Origin of the sequence: Micromonospora echinaurantiaca, from assembly GCF_900090235.1 — a bacterium.
In the GTDB taxonomy this organism is placed as follows: Bacteria; Actinomycetota; Actinomycetes; order Mycobacteriales; family Micromonosporaceae; genus Micromonospora; species Micromonospora echinaurantiaca.
Genome location: NZ_LT607750.1, coordinates 55,010 through 75,420 on the forward strand (window position 1 = coordinate 55,010; position 20,411 = coordinate 75,420).

16 protein-coding genes are annotated in these 20,411 nt (G+C 75.1%); 7 read left to right on the forward strand and 9 right to left on the reverse strand.

Going from position 1 to position 20,411, the window contains the following annotated elements; genetic code table 11:
- The first annotated feature begins 60 nt into the window (after window positions 1-60).
- The 4 genes from GA0070609_RS00285 to glmM all read left to right on the forward strand — a co-directional run bounded on the left by GA0070609_RS00285 (window position 61) and on the right by glmM (window position 4,034).
- Window positions 61-1,446 (forward strand): MFS transporter, encoded by a 1,386-nt coding sequence (locus GA0070609_RS00285; protein ID WP_088991921.1) that lies wholly within the window; start codon window positions 61-63, stop codon window positions 1,444-1,446.
- 191 nt (window positions 1,447-1,637) lie between these two features.
- On the forward strand, window positions 1,638-2,081 hold the full coding sequence (gene rplM / locus GA0070609_RS00290; protein ID WP_018720634.1) for a 50S ribosomal protein L13: 444 nt from the start codon (window positions 1,638-1,640) through the stop codon (window positions 2,079-2,081).
- Between the two features lie 20 nt (window positions 2,082-2,101).
- Window positions 2,102-2,566, forward strand: coding sequence for a 30S ribosomal protein S9 (gene rpsI / locus GA0070609_RS00295; RefSeq protein WP_088991922.1), 465 nt, complete (start codon window positions 2,102-2,104; stop codon window positions 2,564-2,566).
- Between the two features lie 115 nt (window positions 2,567-2,681).
- A complete protein-coding gene (glmM, locus tag GA0070609_RS00300) occupies window positions 2,682-4,034 on the forward strand; it encodes a phosphoglucosamine mutase (RefSeq protein WP_088991923.1) in 1,353 nt (450 codons plus the stop codon).
- Window positions 4,035-4,076: 42 nt separating this feature from the next.
- On the opposite strand, the gene GA0070609_RS00305 is transcribed toward glmM, so the two are convergent.
- Window positions 4,077-4,826: an ABC transporter ATP-binding protein gene (locus tag GA0070609_RS00305; protein ID WP_088991924.1), complete on the reverse strand. Its 750-nt coding sequence runs from the start codon at window positions 4,824-4,826 to the stop codon at window positions 4,077-4,079.
- A 5-nt stretch (window positions 4,827-4,831) separates the two neighbouring features.
- Window positions 4,832-7,660 (reverse strand): FtsX-like permease family protein, encoded by a 2,829-nt coding sequence (locus tag GA0070609_RS00310; protein ID WP_157748021.1) that lies wholly within the window; start codon window positions 7,658-7,660, stop codon window positions 4,832-4,834.
- A 75-nt stretch (window positions 7,661-7,735) separates the two neighbouring features.
- Between GA0070609_RS00310 and GA0070609_RS00315 the strand changes: the two genes are divergently transcribed.
- A complete protein-coding gene (locus tag GA0070609_RS00315; RefSeq protein ID WP_088991926.1) occupies window positions 7,736-8,341 on the forward strand; it encodes a PadR family transcriptional regulator in 606 nt (201 codons plus the stop codon).
- A 51-nt stretch (window positions 8,342-8,392) separates the two neighbouring features.
- Here GA0070609_RS00315 and GA0070609_RS00320 read toward each other — a convergent pair whose 3' ends face one another.
- The 5 genes from GA0070609_RS00320 to GA0070609_RS00340 all read right to left on the reverse strand — a co-directional run bounded on the left by GA0070609_RS00320 (window position 8,393) and on the right by GA0070609_RS00340 (window position 15,423).
- A complete protein-coding gene (locus GA0070609_RS00320) occupies window positions 8,393-11,233 on the reverse strand; it encodes an FtsX-like permease family protein (protein ID WP_088991927.1) in 2,841 nt (946 codons plus the stop codon).
- A 92-nt stretch (window positions 11,234-11,325) separates the two neighbouring features.
- Entirely contained in the window at window positions 11,326-12,435 is a 1,110-nt protein-coding gene (locus GA0070609_RS00325) for a threonine aldolase family protein (protein WP_088991928.1), read from the reverse strand.
- Complete coding sequence (locus GA0070609_RS00330; protein ID WP_088991929.1) at window positions 12,432-13,631, reverse strand: pyridoxal phosphate-dependent aminotransferase; 1,200 nt, start codon at window positions 13,629-13,631, stop codon at window positions 12,432-12,434. Before GA0070609_RS00330 ends, GA0070609_RS00325 begins: the two co-directional genes overlap by 4 nt.
- A gap of 43 nt (window positions 13,632-13,674) precedes the next feature.
- Window positions 13,675-14,508: an MmpS family transport accessory protein gene (locus GA0070609_RS00335; RefSeq protein ID WP_088991930.1), complete on the reverse strand. Its 834-nt coding sequence runs from the start codon at window positions 14,506-14,508 to the stop codon at window positions 13,675-13,677.
- Between the two features lie 210 nt (window positions 14,509-14,718).
- On the reverse strand, window positions 14,719-15,423 hold the full coding sequence (locus GA0070609_RS00340) for an MmpS family transport accessory protein (protein WP_088991931.1): 705 nt from the start codon (window positions 15,421-15,423) through the stop codon (window positions 14,719-14,721).
- A 231-nt stretch (window positions 15,424-15,654) separates the two neighbouring features.
- Between GA0070609_RS00340 and glmS the strand changes: the two genes are divergently transcribed.
- Window positions 15,655-17,568 carry a glutamine--fructose-6-phosphate transaminase (isomerizing) gene (gene glmS / locus GA0070609_RS00345; protein WP_088991932.1) on the forward strand — a complete coding sequence of 638 codons (1,914 nt, stop codon included), beginning with the start codon at window positions 15,655-15,657 and terminating at the stop codon, window positions 17,566-17,568.
- Window positions 17,569-17,787: 219 nt separating this feature from the next.
- Here the strand turns inward: glmS and GA0070609_RS00350 are convergent, their stop codons facing one another.
- Together GA0070609_RS00350 and GA0070609_RS00355 are read right to left on the reverse strand one after the other, a co-directional pair.
- A complete protein-coding gene (locus GA0070609_RS00350) occupies window positions 17,788-19,488 on the reverse strand; it encodes an alpha/beta hydrolase (protein ID WP_157748023.1) in 1,701 nt (566 codons plus the stop codon).
- 53 nt (window positions 19,489-19,541) lie between these two features.
- The gene (locus tag GA0070609_RS00355; RefSeq protein ID WP_088991933.1) at window positions 19,542-19,838 is read right to left on the reverse strand and encodes a hypothetical protein; all 297 of its coding nucleotides are present in this window, start codon (window positions 19,836-19,838) and stop codon (window positions 19,542-19,544) included.
- Window positions 19,839-20,013: 175 nt separating this feature from the next.
- Between GA0070609_RS00355 and GA0070609_RS00360 the strand changes: the two genes are divergently transcribed.
- The gene (locus GA0070609_RS00360; protein ID WP_088991934.1) at window positions 20,014-20,382 is read left to right on the forward strand and encodes a holo-ACP synthase; all 369 of its coding nucleotides are present in this window, start codon (window positions 20,014-20,016) and stop codon (window positions 20,380-20,382) included.
- Window positions 20,383-20,411 lie beyond the last annotated feature (29 nt).

A 20,411-nucleotide genomic window follows, 5' to 3' on the forward strand; every position in this document is an offset into this window, starting at 1 on the left:
CCGCCGGGTAATCCCGGGTTCCTAGCGTTCCTCCAGGTCAATCGACGAGGAGGAATCGCCGTGAGCACCCTGGCACCCACCACATCCCGGGCCGAGGCCACCCCGGCCGCCGCCGGGCGCCGGCACCGGATCGACGACTGGCGCCCCGAGGACCCCGACTTCTGGCGGACGACCGGGACCCGGATCGCCCGGCGGAACCTCTGGGTCTCGATCTTCGCCGAGCACGTCGGCTTCTCGGTGTGGAGCCTCTGGTCGGTGACGGTGCTCTTCCTCGGCCCGGAGTACGGCATCGACCCGGCCGGGAAGTTCCTGCTCACCGCCGTACCGGCGGCGCTCGGCGCGGTGCTGCGGCTGCCGTACACGCTGGCGGTGGCCCGGTTCGGCGGGCGGAACTGGACGATCGTCAGCGCGCTGCTGCTGCTCCTGCCGGCGGTGCCGATGACCGTGCTGCTCGAACCCGGTGTCTCGTACTCCACGCTGATGGTGCTGGCCTGCCTCACCGGCGTCGGCGGTGGCAACTTCGCCTCCTCGATGGCGAACATCAACCAGTTCTTCCCGCAGCACCTCAAGGGCCGGGCGCTCGGGCTCAACGCCGGTGGCGGGAACCTCGGGGTGCCGGCGGTGCAGCTGGTCGGGCTGGCGGTGCTGGCCACCGCGGGCGCCGCGTACCCCCGGCTGGTGCCGGCGGTCTACCTGCCGCTGATCGTGCTGGCCGCGCTCGCGGCGGCGCGCTGGCTGGACAACGTCTCCGGCGCCCGGAACGAGCCCGGCGCGCTGCGCGAGGCGGCCCGTGACCCGCACACCTGGGTCATGTCGCTGCTGTACATCGGCACCTTCGGCTCGTTCATCGGCTTCGGCTTCGCCTTCGGTCAGGTGCTCCAGCTCCAGTTCGCCGACCGCTTCCCGACGGCGGTGGACGCGGCCTGGCTGACCTTCCTCGGCCCGCTGGTCGGCTCGCTGATCCGGCCGCTCGGCGGCCACCTCGCCGACCGGCTCGGCGGGGCCCGGGTGACGTTCTGGAACTTCGTGGCGATGGCCGCCGGCGCCGGCCTGGTGCTGTACGCCTCGCGGGAGCGCTCGTTCGGGCTCTACCTGACCGGTTTCCTGGCCCTGTTCGTCTTCTCCGGGATCGGCAACGGCTCGACCTACAAGATGATCCCGGCGATCTTCCGGGCCCGGGCGGTCGCCGCGGTGGACGCGGGGCGCCGCGACCCGGCCGGGGCGCAGCGCTGGTCGGCCCGGATGACCGCGGCGTTGATCGGGATCGCCGGGGCGGTGGGCGCCTCCGGCGGGCTGCTGGTCAACGTCGCCTTCCGGCAGTCCTTCCTGAGCCAGGGCAGCGCGGACGCCGCGTACCTCGCCTTCATCGCCGCGTACGCGGTCTGCTTCGCCCTGACCTGGCTGGTCTACCTGCGGCCGGGGCCGCGGCGGCTGGCCGGGGTGTGACCTCTACCATGGGTGCGCGAGCGGGCCACGCGGGGGCGGCACCCCGTTTTGACCTGCCGACTGGGCGCCGGGTATCGTTGCCTGCTGTTGTACGACATCCAGCGGCGTGCCCCTGAGGTACGCTTGGTCGTTCGTGCGCGCTGGTCACCTCGGCGCGCGACCCCAGACCGACGACGAGACAAGGTAGACCTGTGCGTACGTACAGCCCGAAGCCGGGTGAGATCGAGCGTCAGTGGCACGTCATCGACGCCTCTGATGTCGTGCTGGGCCGCCTGGCCACCCACGCCGCCACGTTGCTGCGTGGTAAGCACAAGCCGACTTTCGCGCCGCACGTCGACACGGGCGACTTCGTCGTCATCGTGAACGCGGGCAAGGTCGCGCTGACCGGCAACAAGCGGCAGCAGAAGATCGCCTACCGCCACTCCGGCTACCCGGGTGGCCTGAAGCAGGTCGGCTACGACGAGCTGCTGACCAAGCGTCCCGAGCGGGCCATCGAGCTCGCCGTCAAGGGGATGCTCCCGCACAACAAGCTCGGCCGTAAGCTGATCAAGAAGCTGAAGGTCTACGCCGGTGCCGAGCACCCGCACGGCGCGCAGCAGCCGGTGCCGTTCGAGATCAAGCAGATCGCGCAGTGAGCGCGGGCGAAGGAAACAGCATGACCGACATCACCGCCACCGAGGTTGCCCCCGAGGCCACCGAGGCGCCGGCGCCCGTCGCCCGCGCGCCTCGTGGTGACCGGCCGATCCAGACCGTGGGTCGCCGCAAGGAGGCCATCGTCCGGGTCCGCATCGTGCCGGGCTCCGGCAAGATCACCTGCAACGGCCGGGACCTCGAGGCCTACTTCCCGAGCAAGGTGCACCAGCAGCTGATCAAGGACCCGCTGGTCACCGCCGAGAAGCCCGAGGCGTTCGACGTCATCGCCAACCTGCGCGGCGGCGGCACCACCGGTCAGGCGGGCGCGCTCCGGCTCGCCATCGCCCGGGCGCTGATCGTCAGCGAGCCGGACGACCGCCCGGCGCTGAAGAAGGCCGGCTTCCTCACCCGGGACGCCCGGGTCAAGGAGAGCAAGAAGTACGGCCTCAAGAAGGCCCGCAAGGCTCCCCAGTACTCGAAGCGCTGACCAACAGCTTCACGTTGTACTTCTGACGGACGGCCGGTCCGCCTCCCCGCGACGGGAGGTGGGCCGGCCGTTCCGCTTTCTCCTTCATCGGCAGTTTCCACGGAGGTTGGCGGGTATGGGCCGGTTGTTCGGCACGGACGGCGTACGCGGGCGGGCGAACGCCGATCTCACCCCCGAGTTGGCGCTCGCGGTGGCCGTCGCCGCCGCCCACACGCTCGCCGAGTCGGATCGGAGCCATCCGCCGCTCGCCGTGGTGGGCCGGGACACCCGGGCCAGCGGCGAGATGCTGGAGGCCGCCGTGGTGGCCGGCCTGGCCAGCGCCGGGGCGAACGTGGTCCGGGTCGGCGTGCTGCCCACCCCGGCCGTGGCGTTCCTCACCGCGGAGGCCAAGGCCGACCTCGGGGTGATGCTCTCTGCCTCGCACAACCCGATGCCGGACAACGGGATCAAGCTCTTCGCCGCCGGCGGGCACAAGCTGCCGGACGAGATCGAGATGCGGATCGAGGCGGCCGTCGAGGCGAACGCCACCACCGCCTGGGAGCGGCCGGTCGGCGCCGGGGTGGGCCGGGTGCACGACCTGCTCGACGGCGCCGACCACTACGTGCAGCACCTGGTCGGCACGGTGCCGCACCGGCTGGACGGGATCAAGGTCGTGGTCGACTGCGCCAACGGGGCGGCCGCCGAGGTGGCCCCGGTGGCGTACCGGGAGGCCGGCGCCGAGGTGATCGCGATCCACGCCGAGCCGGACGGGCTCAACATCAACGACGAGTGCGGCTCCAACCACATCGAGGCGCTGCGCGCCGCGGTGGTCGAGCACGGCGCGCACCTGGGTATCGCGCACGACGGCGACGCCGACCGGTGCGTCGCGGTGACCGCCGACGGCGACGAGGTCGACGGCGACCAGGTGATGGCCATCCTGGCGCTGGCCATGCGGGAGGCCGGCACGCTGACCGGTGACACCCTGGTGGCCACGGTGATGAGCAACCTCGGCCTGCGGCTGGCGATGTCCCGGGAGGGCATCCGGCTGGTCGAGACCAAGGTCGGCGACCGGTACGTGCTGGAGGAGCTGCGGGCGTCCGGGCTGGCGCTGGGCGGCGAGCAGAGCGGGCACATCGTCATGCCCGCGTACGCGACCACCGGCGACGGCGTGCTGACCGGGCTGCACCTGATGTCCCGGATGGCGGCGACCGGGAAGTCGCTGGCCGACCTGGCCGCGGTGGTGACCCGGCTGCCCCAGGTGCTGATCAACGTGCCGGTCGGCGACCGTACCGTCGGCGCGGCCGCACCCGCCGTCCGGGCCGAGGTCGAGCGGGCCGAGGCCGAGCTGGGGGAGACCGGCCGGGTGCTGCTCCGCCCGTCCGGCACCGAACCGCTGGTCCGGGTGATGGTCGAGGCCGGCACCGAGGCGACCGCCCGCGACATCGCCGAGCGGATCGCCGAGCAGGTCCGCGCCGCCAGCCCAGCCTGATCCCGCCGCCCGCCCGGCTCTACCCGGACGGCGGGCCGGGCGTCAGAGCCGCAGGCCGCTGGCCCGGGCGTACGTGGTGGCCGGGTCCTCGCCGCCGGTGAGGTCCACGTCCTCCACCACCCGACCGTCGCCGAGCCGGACCAGCCGGTCGCAGCGGGCGGCGACCGCCCGCTCGTGGGTGGCCAGCAGGATCGTCATCCCGTGCTGGTCGCGCAGGCCGAGCAGCAGGTCGAGGATCTGGGCGCCGGTGGCCGAGTCCAGGTTGCCGGTGGGCTCGTCGGCGAGCAGCAGCCCCGGCCCGCCCATCAGCGCCCGGGCGATCGCCACCCGTTGCTGCTGGCCGCCGGAGAGCTGCGCCGGCAGCGCTCGCTCCCGGCCGGCGAGGCCGACGGCGTCGAGCAGTTCGCGCGCCCGGGCCGCGTGGTCGCCGTGCCCGCGGCGCGGGAGCACGGGAGCGATCACGTTGTCCAGCACGGTGAGCGCGGGCAGCAGGTGGTAGCGCTGGAAGACGAAGCCGACCCGCTGGCGGTAACGGGCCAGCGCGGCCCGGCGCAGGCCGGTCACGCTCACCCCGTCGACCGTCACGGTGCCCTCGTCGGCCTGCTCGATCGCCCCGATCAGGTGCAGCAGCGTCGACTTGCCGGATCCGCTCGGCCCGGTCAGGGCCACCACCGAGCCGGCGGCGATGTCCAGCGTGACCCCGTCGACCGCGCTGATCGGCTCCGCGCCGCCGCCGAACCGTTTCACCAGACCCGCGATCTCGACGCGGCTACCGGCGGTGTCGTCGTCCATCGGTCTCACTCCTCTGCCAGTAGTCGTGCCGTGGGTAGGCGGCGTAGCAGCGTGGCGGGTGCCAGCGCCGCGGTGGCGGTGAGCAGTACGCCGCTCGCCGCGGTGAGCCCGGCGACCAGGATCAGTGCGCCGGGGAGGTCGCCGACGAGCCAGGCCGCGCCGGTCATGCCGAGTGCCGCGCCGGTGAGTGCGCCGAGTGTGCCGAGGAGTAGTCCTTCGTAGCCGATGAGCCGGCCGAGTTCGAGGTCGGTCCAGCCGGTGGCGCGCAGGGCGGCCAGTTCGGTCGCCCGGTCGCGGATGTTGAGGTAGAGCACGTCGGCGACGGCGGCGGCGCCGAGTAGCACGGTCGCGGCGGCGGCGAGGGCGTCGGCGCCGCGCACGGTGAGTGCGACGGTGTCGCCGAGGAGGTTGCCGACGATCGCGCCGTGAAAGGCGTAGCTGACGGCGGCCACGACGGTGAGTGCCGCCACGCCGATGGCCAGGGCGCCGGCGCCGAGCAGGGTGCGCCCGGGGGTGCGCACCAGGTTGACCAGGGCCAGGCTCAGCAGGGTGCGGGGTCGGCGTACCCAGCCGGCGGTGGCGACCGGTGGGCGCAGGGCGGCGGCGGGGTGGGCGCGTGCGGCCCGCAGGGCCGGCGTCAGGCCGGCGACCAGCGCGAGCAGCAGGGCCACCGGTACGGCGAGCAGCGCCCGCCGCCAGTCGACGTCGATGCCGAGCGCGGCGCCGAGCGGCCCGGTGAGCCCGATGGCGAGCAGCCCGGCCACCAGGCCCAGCAGCGCGACCTCGCCGAGGATCAGCGCGGCGATGCGCCGGGCCGGCCAGCCGAGGCAGGCCAGCACGGCCAGCTCGGGGCGGCGGTCTCGGACGGCGGCGGAGACCGCGTTGCCGAGGAAGAGCCCGCAGACCACCAGCACGAGCAGGAAGAGCACGGCGCTCTTGCGGTCGACCGCCTCGACGATGGTGGACGCCACCCCGAGCGCCGACCAGTTCTCGGTCAGCCGCAGCTCGGGTCGCCCGAACTCGCCCGCGGGCAGCGTGACGGTCTGCGGGGCCGGGGAGGAGCCGAGGGTGATGTCGACGTCCAGGCCGGTCGCCCGGTTGATCTGCTCGGCGATCAGCCGGACCCGCTCGGCGGCGGCCTCGTTGTAGCCGTCCACACCGGCGACCCGGACCCGGATCGCGCTGATCGGCGCGCCGCGCTGCGGGCTGTTGCCGCCCTCCAGCAGCTTCGGCACGCTGGCGAGGTTGGTGAGCACCAGCGGCGGCGCGGAGAGGTAGCCGGCCGGGTTGCCGCTCGGCTCCAGCGGTCGGCCGCCCAGTGCGGCGCGGCTGCGGTCGTCCGCCCCCTCGGCGCGCGGCGGCTCGTACGTCTCCAGCGGGACCGCGCCCAGGTCGCTGAAGCCGGTTAGCTTCTCCGGGTCGAAGATCCCGACGGCCTGCCACTGGTGGTAGCGGGTGGCCGCACCACCTTCACCCCGGGCGAGGGCCCGGACCGACCGGAAACCGTTGTCCTCGGCCAGCCAGGGCCGGGGCAGGAAGTTGTGGGTGAACTGGGTGCCGTACAGCTCGGGGTCGGCGGGCGGGACCGGACCGGCGCGCAGGGTGCCGTCGGGCAGCTCCTGGTATGCCACCGGCCCGGCCTGGATCACCCGTTGGAACTGGCCGCGGCAGCAGGCGGTGCCGTCGATCCCCTTCGCCAGCTGGTCGCGGTAGGCGGCGCCCGCGTCGACCTCGGCGGACCCGGCCGGGATTCCGGTGGCCCGGCCCAGGGTCCGCTCCAGCTCGACGGCCGGCACGGTGGCCGGCCGGGCCGTGGGCAGCCGGGTGAACCGGGCGCGCATGATGCTGTCGATGAAGGGACGGCTGGTGACGAGCGCCGGTGCGGTACGGGTGACCACGGTGCCGCCGCGCTGCTCGGTCACCGGCTCGTCGGCCCGGACCGACCGTCCGCTGACCACCGCGGCGTCCAGTCCCACCAGCCGGTTCTCGGCCACGGGGTCGATGGCGGCGATCAGCAGCGGCACGGTCAGCTGGTAGGTGAGCACCAGCCGGTCGGCGGTGGTGGGATCGGTGCCCGGGTTGAGCACACCGTTGGCTGCCTCGAACCGGCCGTCCGGCAGCAGCCGCACCGAGTCGAGGCTCCACAGCTCCCGCTCGGAGAGGGTGGCCGGGTTGCCCTGGAGGGCACCGAACTGGGGGTCGCAGATCGGCCGGCTCCGCCCGTCGGGGAGCACCTCCCGGGGCACGGGTCCGCACACGATGTCCCACGGGTACGACCGGCCGTCGGTGTACGGCGTCCCTCGTTCGGACAACTCGCCGTCGAAGCGGGGATAGATGAGGCGGTGCTTCGTCACGTACACGTAGCGCGGCTTGGCGTCGGCCGTGGAGAGGCCACGTTCGGCGACGAAGGTGGGTTCGATGCGGATCACCTGGCGGTCCAGGCTGCGGTCGACGGCGTCGGTGACGTCGAACGACATCGGCACCGGTGCGGTGGAGTGGCCCAGCATCGCGATGGGCGCGGCGACGTCGACGCCGGCCACCGCCTTGACCTGCTCGTACTGTTCCGTGGTGATGCCGCCGAAGAGGCCGGAGAGGTAGTTCGGGCGGACCAGCCGCCGCTCGACCTCCAGTGGGGTGCGCGTCCCCTGCGGACGGACCAGGATGTCGTAGGCGGCCCGGGTGTTCCGCTCGACGGTCCCGGTGACATCCAAACGCGAGGTGGCGGTGGCCCCGGTCAGGGCGACGAACCCGGTGGTCGCCACCAGTACCCCGACCAGCAGGGCCACCGACCGCCCCGCACGGCCGCGAAGCTGCCTCCAGACGAAGCTGAGCATGTCGCGCCTCCCCGTGTGCTGCCCACACTCTGCGCGATACATTGTGACAATGCAAGACCCCGACCCGGAGGTGACATGGCGATCCAGCACGCCGTCCTGGCCCTGCTCGCCCACGGCCCCAGCCACGGCTACCAGCTCAAGGGCGCGTTCGAGGCCGCCGTCGGCCCGCAGTGGGGGCCGCTGAACATCGGCCACCTCTACCAGATCCTGGACCGGCTCTCCCGGGACGGCCTGGTCGTCTCGGCGCGCGAGCCGCAGCCGGTCAAGCCCGACCGGGTGGTCTACGAGATCACCCCCGACGGCCGGGCCGAGCTGGGCCGCTGGCTGTCCGAACCGAGCCCGCGCAGCGGCGGCTTCCGGGACGACTTCTTCCTCAAGGTCACCGCCGCCGCCCGGACGGGCGCGCCGGAGACGGTGCGGTCCGTCCTGGCGAACCAGCGCGGGCACCTGATGCGGGAGCTGCGCAACCTCGACGGGCTGCGTCGGGGCGCCACCGACCCGGTGGTCGGGCTGCTGCTCTCGGCCGCCAGCCGGCACGTCGAGGCCGACCTGGCCTTCGTCGACGACGCCGAGTCGGCGCTGCTCGCCGACGGTGGCGCGACGCTCGCCGCGCTGGCACTCGACCGCCCGGCGGCCACGGACCGGGACGAGGGCGTGGGACCGAGCCGGGCGGCCGGCTGACGACAAACCCGATCCGCCCGCCAGGCCAGCGCGACCGCCGCGCCGGCGGTCTCACTCTTCCGCCAGTAGTCGTGCCGTGGGTAGGCGGCGTAGCAGCGTGGCGGGTGCCAGCGCCGCGGTGGCGGTGAGCAGTACGCCGCTCGCCGCGGTGAGCCCGGCGACCAGGATCAGTGCGCCGGGGAGGTCGCCGACGAGCCAGGCCGCGCCGGTCATGCCGAGTGCCGCGCCGGTGAGTGCGCCGAGTGTGCCGAGGAGTAGTCCTTCGTAGCCGATGAGCCGGCCGAGTTCGAGGTCGGTCCAGCCGGTGGCGCGCAGGGCGGCCAGTTCGGTCGCCCGGTCGCGGATGTTGAGGTAGAGCACGTCGGCGACGGCGGCGGCGCCGAGTAGCACGGTCGCGGCGGCGGCGAGGGCGTCGGCGCCGCGCACGGTGAGTGCGACGGTGTCGCCGAGGAGGTTGCCGACGATCGCGCCGTGAAAGGCGTAGCTGACGGCGGCCACGACGGTGAGTGCCGCCACGCCGATGGCCAGGGCGCCGGCGCCGAGCAGGGTGCGCCCGGGGGTGCGCACCAGGTTGACCAGGGCCAGGCTCAGCAGGGTGCGGGGTCGGCGTACCCAGCCGGCGGTGGCGACCGGTGGGCGCAGGGCGGCGGCGGGGTGGGCGCGTGCGGCCCGCAGGGCCGGCGTCAGGCCGGCGACCAGCGCGAGCAGCAGGGCCACCGGTACGGCGAGCAGCGCCCGCCGCCAGTCGACGTCGATGCCGAGCGCGGCGCCGAGCGGCCCGGTGAGCCCGATGGCGAGCAGCCCGGCCACCAGGCCCAGCAGCGCGACCTCGCCGAGGATCAGCGCGGCGATGCGCCGGGCCGGCCAGCCGAGGCAGGCCAGCACGGCCAGCTCGGGGCGGCGGTCTCGGACGGCGGCGGAGACCGCGTTGCCGAGGAAGAGCCCGCAGACCACCAGCACGAGCAGGAAGAGCACGGCGCTCTTGCGGTCGACCGCCTCGACGATGGTGGACGCCACCCCGAGCGCCGACCAGTTCTCGGTCAGCCGCAGCTCGGGTCGCCCGAACTCGCCCGCGGGCAGCGTGACGGTCTGCGGGGCCGGGGAGGAGCCGAGGGTGATGTCGACGTCCAGGCCGGTCGCCCGGTTGATCTGCTCGGCGATCAGCCGGACCCGCTCGGCGGCGGCCTCGTTGTAGCCGTCCACACCGGCGACCCGGACCCGGATCGCGCTGATCGGCGCGCCGCGCTGCGGGCTGTTGCCGCCCTCCAGCAGCTTCGGCACGCTGGCGAGGTTGGTGAGCACCAGCGGCGGCGCGGAGAGGTAGCCGGCCGGGTTGCCGCTCGGCTCCAGCGGTCGGCCGCCCAGTGCGGCGCGGCTGCGGTCGTCCGCCCCCTCGGCGCGCGGCGGCTCGTACGTCTCCAGCGGCACCTTGCTGAGCTCGCCGAAGCCGGTCAGCCGGTCAGGATCGAACACGCCCACCGCCCGCCAGTCGTGCAGGGCCTCGTCGCTGGGGATGACCAGCCGGCCCACCCGGCGCGAACCGGTGTCGTCGCTGAGCCAGGGCCGGGGCAGCAGGTTGATCTCCGTCCGGTCGCCGAAGACCGCCGGGTCGGGCGGTGACACGCGGGCGATGCGCAGGGTGCCGTCCGCCCCGCGCTCGTAGTCCACCGGGCCCGGCTGGGCGAGCACCTGGAGTTGGCCGCGGCAGCAGCTGTCGAAGGCGTCGTCACCGAGGCCGGCGGCGAGCATGCCCCGGTAGCTCTCCGCGAGGTCGATCTCGGCGCTGCCGGCCGGGGTCCCCTCGGCCCGCCGCAACGCCCCGTCCAGCACCGTGGGCGGCAGCCCCGCCGGGCGGGCCGTCGGCAGCCGGGTGAGGCGGGTGCGCACCGCGCCGTCCAGGAAGGGCCGGCTCGGGACCAGCGCCGGGACGCTCCGGTCGGGGACGAAGCCCGGAATCGAGGTGTCGGTGAGCGTGTCCGCCGCGTTCAGCGGACGGCCGTCGACCACCGCGTCGGCGAGGCCGACCAGGCGCTGCTCGGCGTCCGGGTCCACGGCGGCGATCAGGAACGGCACGGTCAGCGTTTCCTCCAGCGCCAGCCGGCTGACCGTGGTGGGGCCGGGGTCCACGGCGCCGACGGCCGCGCCGAGCGCGCGGTGGGTCACCTCGAAACGGCCGTCGGGCAGCAGGCGAGCGGTGAGCACCCGCCAGATCTCTCGCTCCGACCAGCCGGGGTTGCCGACGACGACGGCGCTCCGCGGGTCGCAGACCGGCCGGCTGCTCCCGTCCGGCTGGACCTCGCGGGGGACCGCCCCGCACTCGTCGGACCAGGAGTGGACGCGACCGTCGGTGTACCGGGCCGAGTCCATCGTGTCCGGCTCGATGACCGGGTAGATCAGCGGGTACCGGGTGACGTACACGTACTCGGGCCTGCCCGGGGCGGTGGAGAGGCCCCGCTCGGCGACGTACGTGCGGTCGATCCGGATCACCTGGCGGTCCAGGGAGCGGTCGACGGCGTCGGTGAGGTCGACCGACATCGGCACGCGCGAGGTCGAGTGACCGAGCATCGCGATCGGGGCGGCCACCTCCACCCCGGCGACGGCCCGCACCCGCTCGTACTGCTGCAGCGTGATGCCGCCGTAGATGCCGGAGAGGTAGTTCGGGCGGACCAGCCGGTGCTCGGCCTCCAGCGCGGTACGCGCCCCCGTCGGGCGGACGAGGATGTCGTACGCGGACCGGGTCTCGCGCTCGACGGCGCCGGTCACCTCCAGCCGGGAGGTGGTGGTGGCCCCGGTGAGGACGACGAACCCGGTGGTCGCCACCAGTACGCCGACCAGCAGCGCCACCGACCTGCCAGCACGGCCACGAAGTTGTCCCCACACCATCCGGAACATGTCGCGCCTCCCCGTGTGCTGCACCACACTCTGCGCGATACATTGCGACAATGCAAGGCCGGTTCCGCCGGGCCGGGCAAGGCCCGTGGCGGTCAGTCCACCGGCAGCCGGCGCAGGAAACGCTCGCCCAGCGCGGCCACCTGGCCCGCGTCCAGCTCCGCCGCCGGGCCGGCGACGGTCACCTCGGCCGTGGCCACGCCGGGCACCTCGGTGTCCCGCCAGCCGCCCACGAACCAGACCTTCTCCTGCTCGGCGAGGGCGAGGTTGGCGTCGTTCAGGGCGTCCGCCGGATGCGGCAGCCAGAGCCGGAACTGGTGGGTGTGCGGGGGCGCCGGGAACACCCGCGCGCCGGGCAGGCCGGCCAGGGCCGTGGCCACCGTGCGGGCGTGCGCCACGTAACCGGCCAGCCGGGGCAGCTCGTGGGTCAGGCCGGCGAGCGCGGCCAGCGCCACCGGCCACTGCTGGAACAGCGTGCCGCCGTGTCGGTGCCGCCAGGCCCGGGCGTACGCGACCAGCTCGGCGGAGCCGGCCAGGGCGGCGCCGGAGTGCCCGCCGAGCGACTTGTAGAACGAGACGTAGGTGCTGTCGGCGAGCCCGGCGATTTCGGCCAGCGAGTGCCCGAGGTGGGTGGTGGACTCCCAGAGCCGGGCGCCGTCCAGGTGCACCCGGGCGCCCCCGGCCCGGGCCGCGTCGACCACCGCGACCAGCTCGTCCCAGCTCGGCAGGACGAAGCCGACGTCGCGCAGCGGCAACTCCAGCAGCAGCGTGCCGATCGGCTCGTCCACCGCCGCCACCTCCTCCGCCGTGGGGTTGCGCGGGGCGTCGGTGGTGGAGATCGCGCGCAGGCCGCCGAGCACCGCGTACGCGTCCCGCTCGTGCAGTACTGGGTGACTCAGCGGGTGCAGCCCGACCGTTGTCCGGCCGGTCAGCTCCGCGCCGTACCGCATCGCGACCTGCTGCGCCATGGTGCCGCTCGGGAAGAACGCGACGGCCTCCGTGCCGAGCAGCTCGGCGACCCGGCGCTCCAGCTCCGCGACCGCGCCGCCCTCGGCGTAGTAATCGGGCAGCGCGTCGTCGGTGGCCATCGCGCTCAGCGTGGCGAGCTGCTCGGCGACCGAGTCCGGCCGTACGCCGGAGAGCACGGTGTCGCAGCCGCGCAGCGCGGTCAGCCGGCGGACCCGTTGGGCGTACGCGTCGGTCATCGCGTCGCCGCCAGCCGGCGCAGCCGGGTGACCGCCTCGGTGAGCACCTCCGGGCGCTTGCAGAAGGCGAACCGGACCAGGCGCCGGCCCGCCTCCGGGTCGTCGTAGAAGACCTGGGTCGGTACGCCCACCACGCCGCACCGCTCGGGCAGCGACCGGCAGAACTCCACCCCGTCCCGCCCGCCCAGGGCGGTGACGTCGGCGGTGACGAAGTACGTGCCCTCCGGCGCGAGCACCTCGAACCCGGCGTCGGTCAGCCCGCCGACCAGTTGGTCCCGGCGGGCCTGCAGGCCGGCCCGGAAGTCGGCGAAGTAGTCGTCGGGCAGGGTCAGCGCCACCGCGACCGCCGGTTGCAGCGGTGCGGCGTTGACGAAGGTGAGGAACTGCTTCACCCGCAGCACCGCGGAGACCAGCGCGGCCGGACCGCTGACCCAGCCCACCTTCCAGCCGGTGCAGGAGAACGTCTTGCCCGCCGAGGAGATGCGCAGCGTCCGCTCGCGCATCCAGGGCAGGGTGGCCAGCGGCACGTGCGGGGCGTTCGCGTCGGTGAAGACCAGGTGCTCGTAGACCTCGTCGGTCACCGCGTACGCGCCGTGTTCCTGGCACAGTTCCGCGACCAGGGCCAGCTCGGCGGGGGTGAAGACCTTGCCGGTCGGGTTGTGCGGCGAGTTCAGCAGCACCAGCCGAGTACGCGGGCCGAACGCCGCGCGCAGGGCGGCCGGGTCGAAGGCGTACCGGCCGTCGGGGCCGGGACGCAGCGTGACCGGGCGCCGGACCGCGCCGGCCAGCGCGATCGAGGCGGCGTACGAGTCGTAGTAGGGCTCGAAGCAGACCACCTCGTCGCCCGGCTCGCAGAGCGCCAGGATGCTCGCCGCGATCGCCTCGGTGGCGCCCGCGGTCACCACGATCTCGCCGTCCGGGTCGTACTCCAGCCCCCAGAACCGCCGCTGGTGCGCGGCCACCGCGGCACGCAGGTCCGGGACGCCCGGACCGGGCGGATACTGGTTCTGCCCGGCGCGCAGCGCCTCGGCCGCGGCGGCCAGCATCTCCGGCGGGCCGTCGGTGTCCGGGAAGCCCTGGCCGAGGTTGACCGCGCCGGTGCGCACGGCCAGGGCGGACATCTCGGCGAAGATGGTCGTCCCGAACGGGCGCATCCGCGCCACCAGCGGGTCGACCTGGGCGGGGGTGGTCGTCACGCCGCCAGCCTACGGACCACCGGCGCGGCTTCAACCCCTCGCCTCAGCCGGTGCAGTTCACCCAGTACAGCCGCTCGTCCGTCACGACGGTGCGCCCGTCGACGGTGATCCGGCAGCTGATCGGAGCCCGATGGTCGTGGTTCGCCAGGACCATCACCCGGCCGGCGTCGTGCATCCGCAGGCTCCGCCGCCACGGCAGCGTGACCTGCTCGACCTGGATGAAGTCGCCGTTGGCGTCGTAGTACTCCAGGTCCGCGGGGCCGCGCCCGGTCACCTCGTACACCACGGTGACGTCGCCCGGCCCGTCGGACGGGGTCAGCGCCGGCCGTACCGTCGGGCGCGTCTGGGTCGGCCAGGCCTCCGGCTCGTCGTAGTCGTAGTACGGGTCGTAGGTCTCCTGGGCGTACGGGTCGTCCGGGTAGGGGGTGTCGGCGCTGTAGATGAGGCCGGCGACGCCGAGGCAGGCGCAGAGCCCGAACGCGAGGACGGTGGTCACGGCGACGATGACGCCGACCACCGTCGACCGGTTGCCCGAGCGGGCCGGGGCCGGCGGCACGTACGGCGGCGGGTAGCCGGGCGGCAGGTGGCCCGGCGGGTACCAGGCCGGCCCCGGGGCGCCGGCCGGCGGCGGGAAGCCCGGCGGGGCGCCGGCCGGGCCCGGCGTGCCGGGTGGCGTCCACGGGCCGGGCGCCGCCCAGGGCTGGGGCGGCGGCGTCGGGTCCGGCGGGGTCCACGGCGGCGGCGTGTCCGGGCCGGGTGCCGCCGGCGGGCCGGACACGGCGGCGTCGGGTGCGGCCGGTCCGGTGGACGGCGCGGGGTCGGGTGCGGCCGGTCCGGTGGACGGGGTGGGGTCTGGGGGCGGCGGGGCCTCGGACATGGGGTCAGCTCCGGTGGGGCGGGTGGGGGCGTCCGCGACGCCGGTGGCGGCGTACCGGCGCTGCAAGCCGGCGGCTCAATGTACGCGGACGGACCGCGTGATGGGCGGCACCGGGACGCCGCTGACTGTGGAGGCCGGGGTGGGGCGGTCAGAGGGTGTCGTATGCGATCCGTCCGCGCAACCCTGTTGATCAGCCCGGCGGATGAGCTGTCACGCCGCGCCGAAGCAGCTGGCCCGCCACGCGCCGCGGCCGGCCGTCTCGGTCGCCGCCGGGCTGCCGTCCACGGTGACCGAACAGGAGACCGACCAGCTCGCGTCGTCGGGTTTGCTGGCCTGCACCATCACCAGGTCGAGCCGGTCGGTACGGACGCTGGTGCGCCACGGCAGCCGCACCGCGTCCAGCCAGATCGGCGCGCCGTTGGCGTCGTGGTAGAGGATGTCGGCCGCGCCCCGCCCGGTCACCTCGTAGACCACCCGGATCCGACCCGGTCCCTGCGACGGGGTGGCCGCCGGGCTGGCCGAGGGGCTCGGTGACGCGGAGACGCCCGGCGGCGGCACGTCGCCGGCCTCGGTGCCCAACTCGCCGGTCGTCGACTCGATTTGCGGCCGGTCGTCGGGGCGGAGCAGCTCGTAGCCACCGAACCCCAGCCCGGCGGCGAGGACGAGCACGCCGGCGAGCACGGCGGCCAGCGGCCCGCGCCGGGACCGGCGGCGGCCCGCGGAACCGCCGCCACCGGCCTCGGCGGCAGTGGGCCGCGGTGCCGGCGGATCGGTGTACAGCGGGGTGGCGGGGATCCACGGGTCCGGCTGTGCCGCGTGTCCCGGGTCGGGCCGCGGGTCGAGCGGCGCCCAGGGGCGCGGCTCGGCCGCCGGGGGCCGGGTCGGCGGATCGGTGGGCGGGGTCGTCTCGGACACGGTCGCTCCAGGTGCCGGGTCAGGTGCACCGGCGCGCCTACGGGGAACGCCGGCCCGGGCGAGCCTGTCGTACCGCCGCCGGGGTCCGCAACCCGGCCTCCGCGTCGGCCGACCTGGTGCGGGGTGTTTGCCCGGTTAGTCCACAATTTCGACCTGATCGCTCAAGTTCAGTGATCGTATACCCGGCTTTCGAGCACACCTGGTGAGCGATACTGGGTTAGGCTGCCACCCATGTGTGGAATCGTGGGGTACGCCGGATCGCGCCCGGCGCTGGGCATCGTGCTGGACGGACTGCGGCGGCTGGAGTACCGCGGCTACGACTCGGCCGGGGTGGCCGTCGTCTGCGACGGTGAGCTGCTCACCGAGAAGAAGGCCGGCAAGCTGGCCAACCTGGAGAAGGTCCTGTCCGAGCGGGCGGCCGACGACCCGACGTCCTGCGGCGCGAGCCCGATCGGGATCGGCGACGGCACCACCGGCATCGGGCACACCCGCTGGGCCACCCACGGCGGCCCCACCGACCGCAACGCCCACCCGCACCTGGCCCCCGACGGCCGGGTCGCCGTCATCCACAACGGCATCATCGAGAACTTCGCGAAGCTCCGCGCCGAGCTGGAGGCCGACGGCGTCCAGTTCACCAGCGACACCGACACCGAGTGCGCGGCGCACCTGCTCTCCGCCGCGCTGGCCGACCTGCGCGCCGCCGGCCACCCGGAGGGGCCGCAGCTGCTCGCCGCCGGCATGCGGGTGGTCTGCCAGCGGCTGGAGGGAGCGTTCACCCTGCTCGCCGTCGACGCCGCGGTGCCCGGCGCGGTGGTCGGCGCCCGGCGCAACTCGCCGCTGGTGGTGGGTCGTGGCGACGGCGAGAACTACCTCGCCAGCGACGTCGCCGCGTTCATCGAGCACACCCGGGACGCGGTGGAGCTGGGCCAGGACCAGATCGTCCTGATCACCGGCGACACCATCGAGATCACCGACTTCGCCGGCCAGCCCGCCAGCGGCAAGGACTTCCACATCGACTGGGACTCCTCGGCCGCCGAGAAGGGTGGCTACGACTGGTTCATGCTCAAGGAGATCGAGGAGCAGCCGCAGGCCATCGCCGACACGCTGCTGGGGCGGCTCACCGAGACCGGCGAGATCGCGCTCGACGAGGTCCGCCTCAGCGACCAGGACCTGCGCGACGTCGACAAGATCTTCATCGTCGCCTGCGGCACCGCGTACCACTCGGGCCTGGTCGCCAAGTACGCCATCGAGCACTGGACCCGGATCCCCTGCGAGGTGGAGCTGGCCAGCGAGTTCCGCTACCGCGACCCGGTCCTCGACCGGTCCACGCTGATCGTGGTGATCTCGCAGTCCGGCGAGACCATGGACACCCTGATGGCGCTGCGGCACGCCAAGGAGCAGAAGGCCCGGGTGCTGGCGATCTGCAACACCAACGGCTCCACCATCCCGCGTGAGTCCGACGCGGTCCTCTACACCCACGGCGGGCCGGAGATCGCGGTCGCCTCCACCAAGGCGTTCCTCACCCAGCTGGTCGCCTGCTACCTGATCGGCCTGCACCTGGCCCAGGTCCGCGGGGTCAAGTACGCCGACGAGGTGGCCGCGGTGGTGGCCCAGCTCCAGGAGGTGCCGGGCAAGCTGCGCGAGCTGCTGGACCGGATCGAGCCGGTCCGCGAACTGGCCCGGGAGCTGAAGAGCGAGCCGACCGTGCTCTTCATCGGCCGGCACGTCGGCTACCCGGTGGCGCTGGAGGGTGCGCTCAAGCTCAAGGAGCTGGCGTACATGCACGCCGAGGGCTTCGCGGCGGGCGAGCTGAAGCACGGCCCGATCGCGCTGATCGACAAGGGCACCCCGGTGGTCTGCGTGGTGCCGTCGCCGGCCGGCCGGGGCGTCCTGCACGACAAGGTCGTCTCCAACATCCAGGAGGTGCGGGCGCGCGGCGCCCGCACCATCGTGATCGCCGAGGAGGGCGACGAGGCGGTGGTCCGCTACGCCGACCACCTGATCCGCGTGCCGCGCACCCCGACGCTGCTCGCGCCGCTGCTCACCACCGTGCCGTTGCAGGTGCTGGCGGCCGAGATCGCCGCCGCCCGGGGGCACGACGTGGACCAGCCGCGCAACCTGGCCAAGTCCGTCACCGTCGAGTAGCCACCGCATCGGCACCTCCGGCCCCGGTCCGTCGCGTCGCCGACGACCGGGGCCGGCCCGTCCCGGCACCGGCCCGTCCCGGCACCGGCCCGTCCCGGCACCGGCCCGTCCCGGCACCGGCCCGTCCCGGCACCGGCCCGTCCTGTACCGGCGCGGGCCGAGCGCACCGGAGGAGGCGCCGCCCCAGCGGGCGGCTGCCCTCGGCGCGGCGGTCGGGGCTCACCGGCCCAGGACGATCCGGGCCATGCCGTCCAACGCCGGGTTGTCGGCCGCCCAGTAGCCGGTGTGGCCGTGTCGGCCGCTGGGGAACGTCCGCGCGCCGAAGCCCGGGTCGGTGGGGTCGCGCCCGAACCACAGCTCGTGACCGCCGGCCACCCCGGCCGTCGCGCCGAGCGGCGACGCGCCGAGCAACGCCCGCCGGGCCAGCTCGTCCGGCGGGCGGGCCAGCCGGATCACGTCGTCCGCCGCGGTGCTCGCCCAGACCTGGCCGGCGGGCAGGCCCAGCTCGGCGGCGTGCGCCACGCCGACCCCGGGCGAGCCGACGAAGACCAGCGCGTCGGCGGCCAGCCCGTGTTCCCGCGCGGCGGTGCCCACCACCAGCGAGCCGTAGCTGTGTCCCAGCACGGTCTGCCGGGCCGGTGGCCCCTCGTGGGTCGCCCGCAGCCCCTCCTGGAACCGGTGCAGCGCCGGCCCGGCGTCCCGGGCCTGCCCCGGCCAGACCGCCTCGTGCAGGAAGTCGGGGGCGTCGTAGTCCAGCCACAACACCGCCGCGGTCTCCGCGCCCGGGTCGAGGGCGCCGCAGCGGGCCAGCACCCGGCCCGCCCGGCCCAGCTCGCCCGGGGCGTCGTCGAGGCCGGCGGTCATCCCCGGCACGTACGTCAGCACCCGGCTCGACCGGTCCGGGTTGCCCAGCGCGACCACCGCCCGGCCCTCGCCACCCGGCTCCAGCCCGAGCAGATACGCCCGTGGCGCACCGGGCGCCGCCAGCCGGGCATCGAGCGCGTCCAGCCCGGACAGCGCCGCCCCGACCCGGAGCAGCCCGGCCACCTCGGCCGGCCCGCGCGGCACCCGGCCGAGCAGCCGCGACCGCTCGGTGAGCAGGTCGTCGCGCCAGGCCCCGAGCAGCAGCCGGTTGGCCTGGTCGCGGGCCGCGATCGGCACCCCGTCGAGATGGCCGACCAGCCCCGGTTCGTGCGCCACCAGCCACCGGCGCTGGGCCGGGGTGAGCCCCGCCCACCAGGCACGGACCAGGGCCGGGCCACCACCCGGCGCGGGTCGGCCCGGTGGTGGGGCGTCCACCCAGCCGGTCCCGGCGGCGGCGGACAGCTCGTCCAGCCGCGTCCTGGCCTCGCGGTCGGCCGCCCCGGCGAGGTCGAGGGCGTCGCGGATCGCCGCGGCGACCCGGGCGGCCGCGGGCCCGGCGCGTTCGGTCGCCGGCCGGGCCGGGTCGGCGCGGACCCGGCCGTGCCGGTCGACCAGCACCCCGGAGCCGTCGGCCAGCGCCACGGCGGCGGCCAGCCGGGCCTTCGCCGCGGCCAGTCGGGCGGCGAACTCGGCGAGCGCCTGGTCGGCCTCGATCAGGGCGGGTCGCAGCGTGGTCAGTTCGGCCCGCAACCGGACCAGCCGGGTGTCGGCCGCCCCGGCGGCCCCGCCCGACCAGCCGTCCCGTAACCCGGCGGCGGCACCGTCCAACGCACCGGACCGCCGGTCGGCCAGCCCGGTGAGCCCGGCCCAGGCGGCGCCGGCGGCCCGCCAGGCAGCCGGGTCGGCCGCCCACAGCTGGGCGTAGCCGACGCCGCCGGTGGCCGCCCCCGATCGCCCCGGCGGCTCCGTCCCGCCGGCCGCTCCGGGACGCCCCGGCGGCCTGGTTCCGCCGGCCGCCCCGGGTCGCCCCGCCGGGCGGGTCCCGCCGGCTGGCACCGGCCGCCCGGCGGGCCTGGCGGCACCCGCCGGACGAGCCGTCCTCGGCCCGCTCACCGGGGCAGGGCGGCGAGCCGGGCGGCCGCCCGGTCGTCCGCCGCCTGGTACGCCTCGACCGCCACCGTGACCGCCTCGCCGGTCGCCGCCACCCGCGCGCCGAGCCGGCCGCACCAGCCGTGCACCGCCGATTCCAGCCCGGCCAGCGCGGCACCGGCCGTCCAGCCCGGTGCCGGCACCACCAGACCGGGCACCCCGGCCAGCCCGTGCGCCAGCCGGTAGCCCTCGTCGGCGAGCCGCCCCGCGGCCCGTCGCAACACCTCCGGTCGGACGTTGATCGTCTCGTCGCTCATCCGGCCCCCGCCTCGCCGCTGGAACATCGACGGGCCCGACGCTAGGTGCCGGCGGCAGCGCGTCGCGTGCCCTGTGGACAACGGCCCCTGGCCGCCCGCCGCGGTTGTCCACAGGCGTTGCCGTGGACGACGTCGGCGGCTAATCTGCGGCCCGCCACGCCGGTAGGGTGGGTTCGTGATCGTGGCTGTCGGCATCGACGTCGTGCTGGTCGACCGGTTCGCCCGGGCCCTCGCCCGCACGCCGTTGCTCGCCGACCGGCTCTTCACCGAGGCCGAGCGGTACACCCGCTCGGGCAACCCGCGCTCGCCCGAGTCGCTGGCCGCCCGGTTCGCCGCGAAGGAGGCGGTGGCCAAGGCGCTCGGCGCGCCGGCCGGGCTGAGCTGGCACGACTGCGAGATCGTGCCGGATCCGGACGGCCGCCCCTGGCTCACCGTCTCCGGCACCGTCGCCGCGGCGGCCACCGAGCGCGGGGTCAGCCGCTGGCACCTCTCGCTGTCCCACGACGGCGGGATCGCCTCGGCCATGGTGGTCGCGGAACGGTGATCGGGAGCGTGCCGCGCCGGCACGCGGGA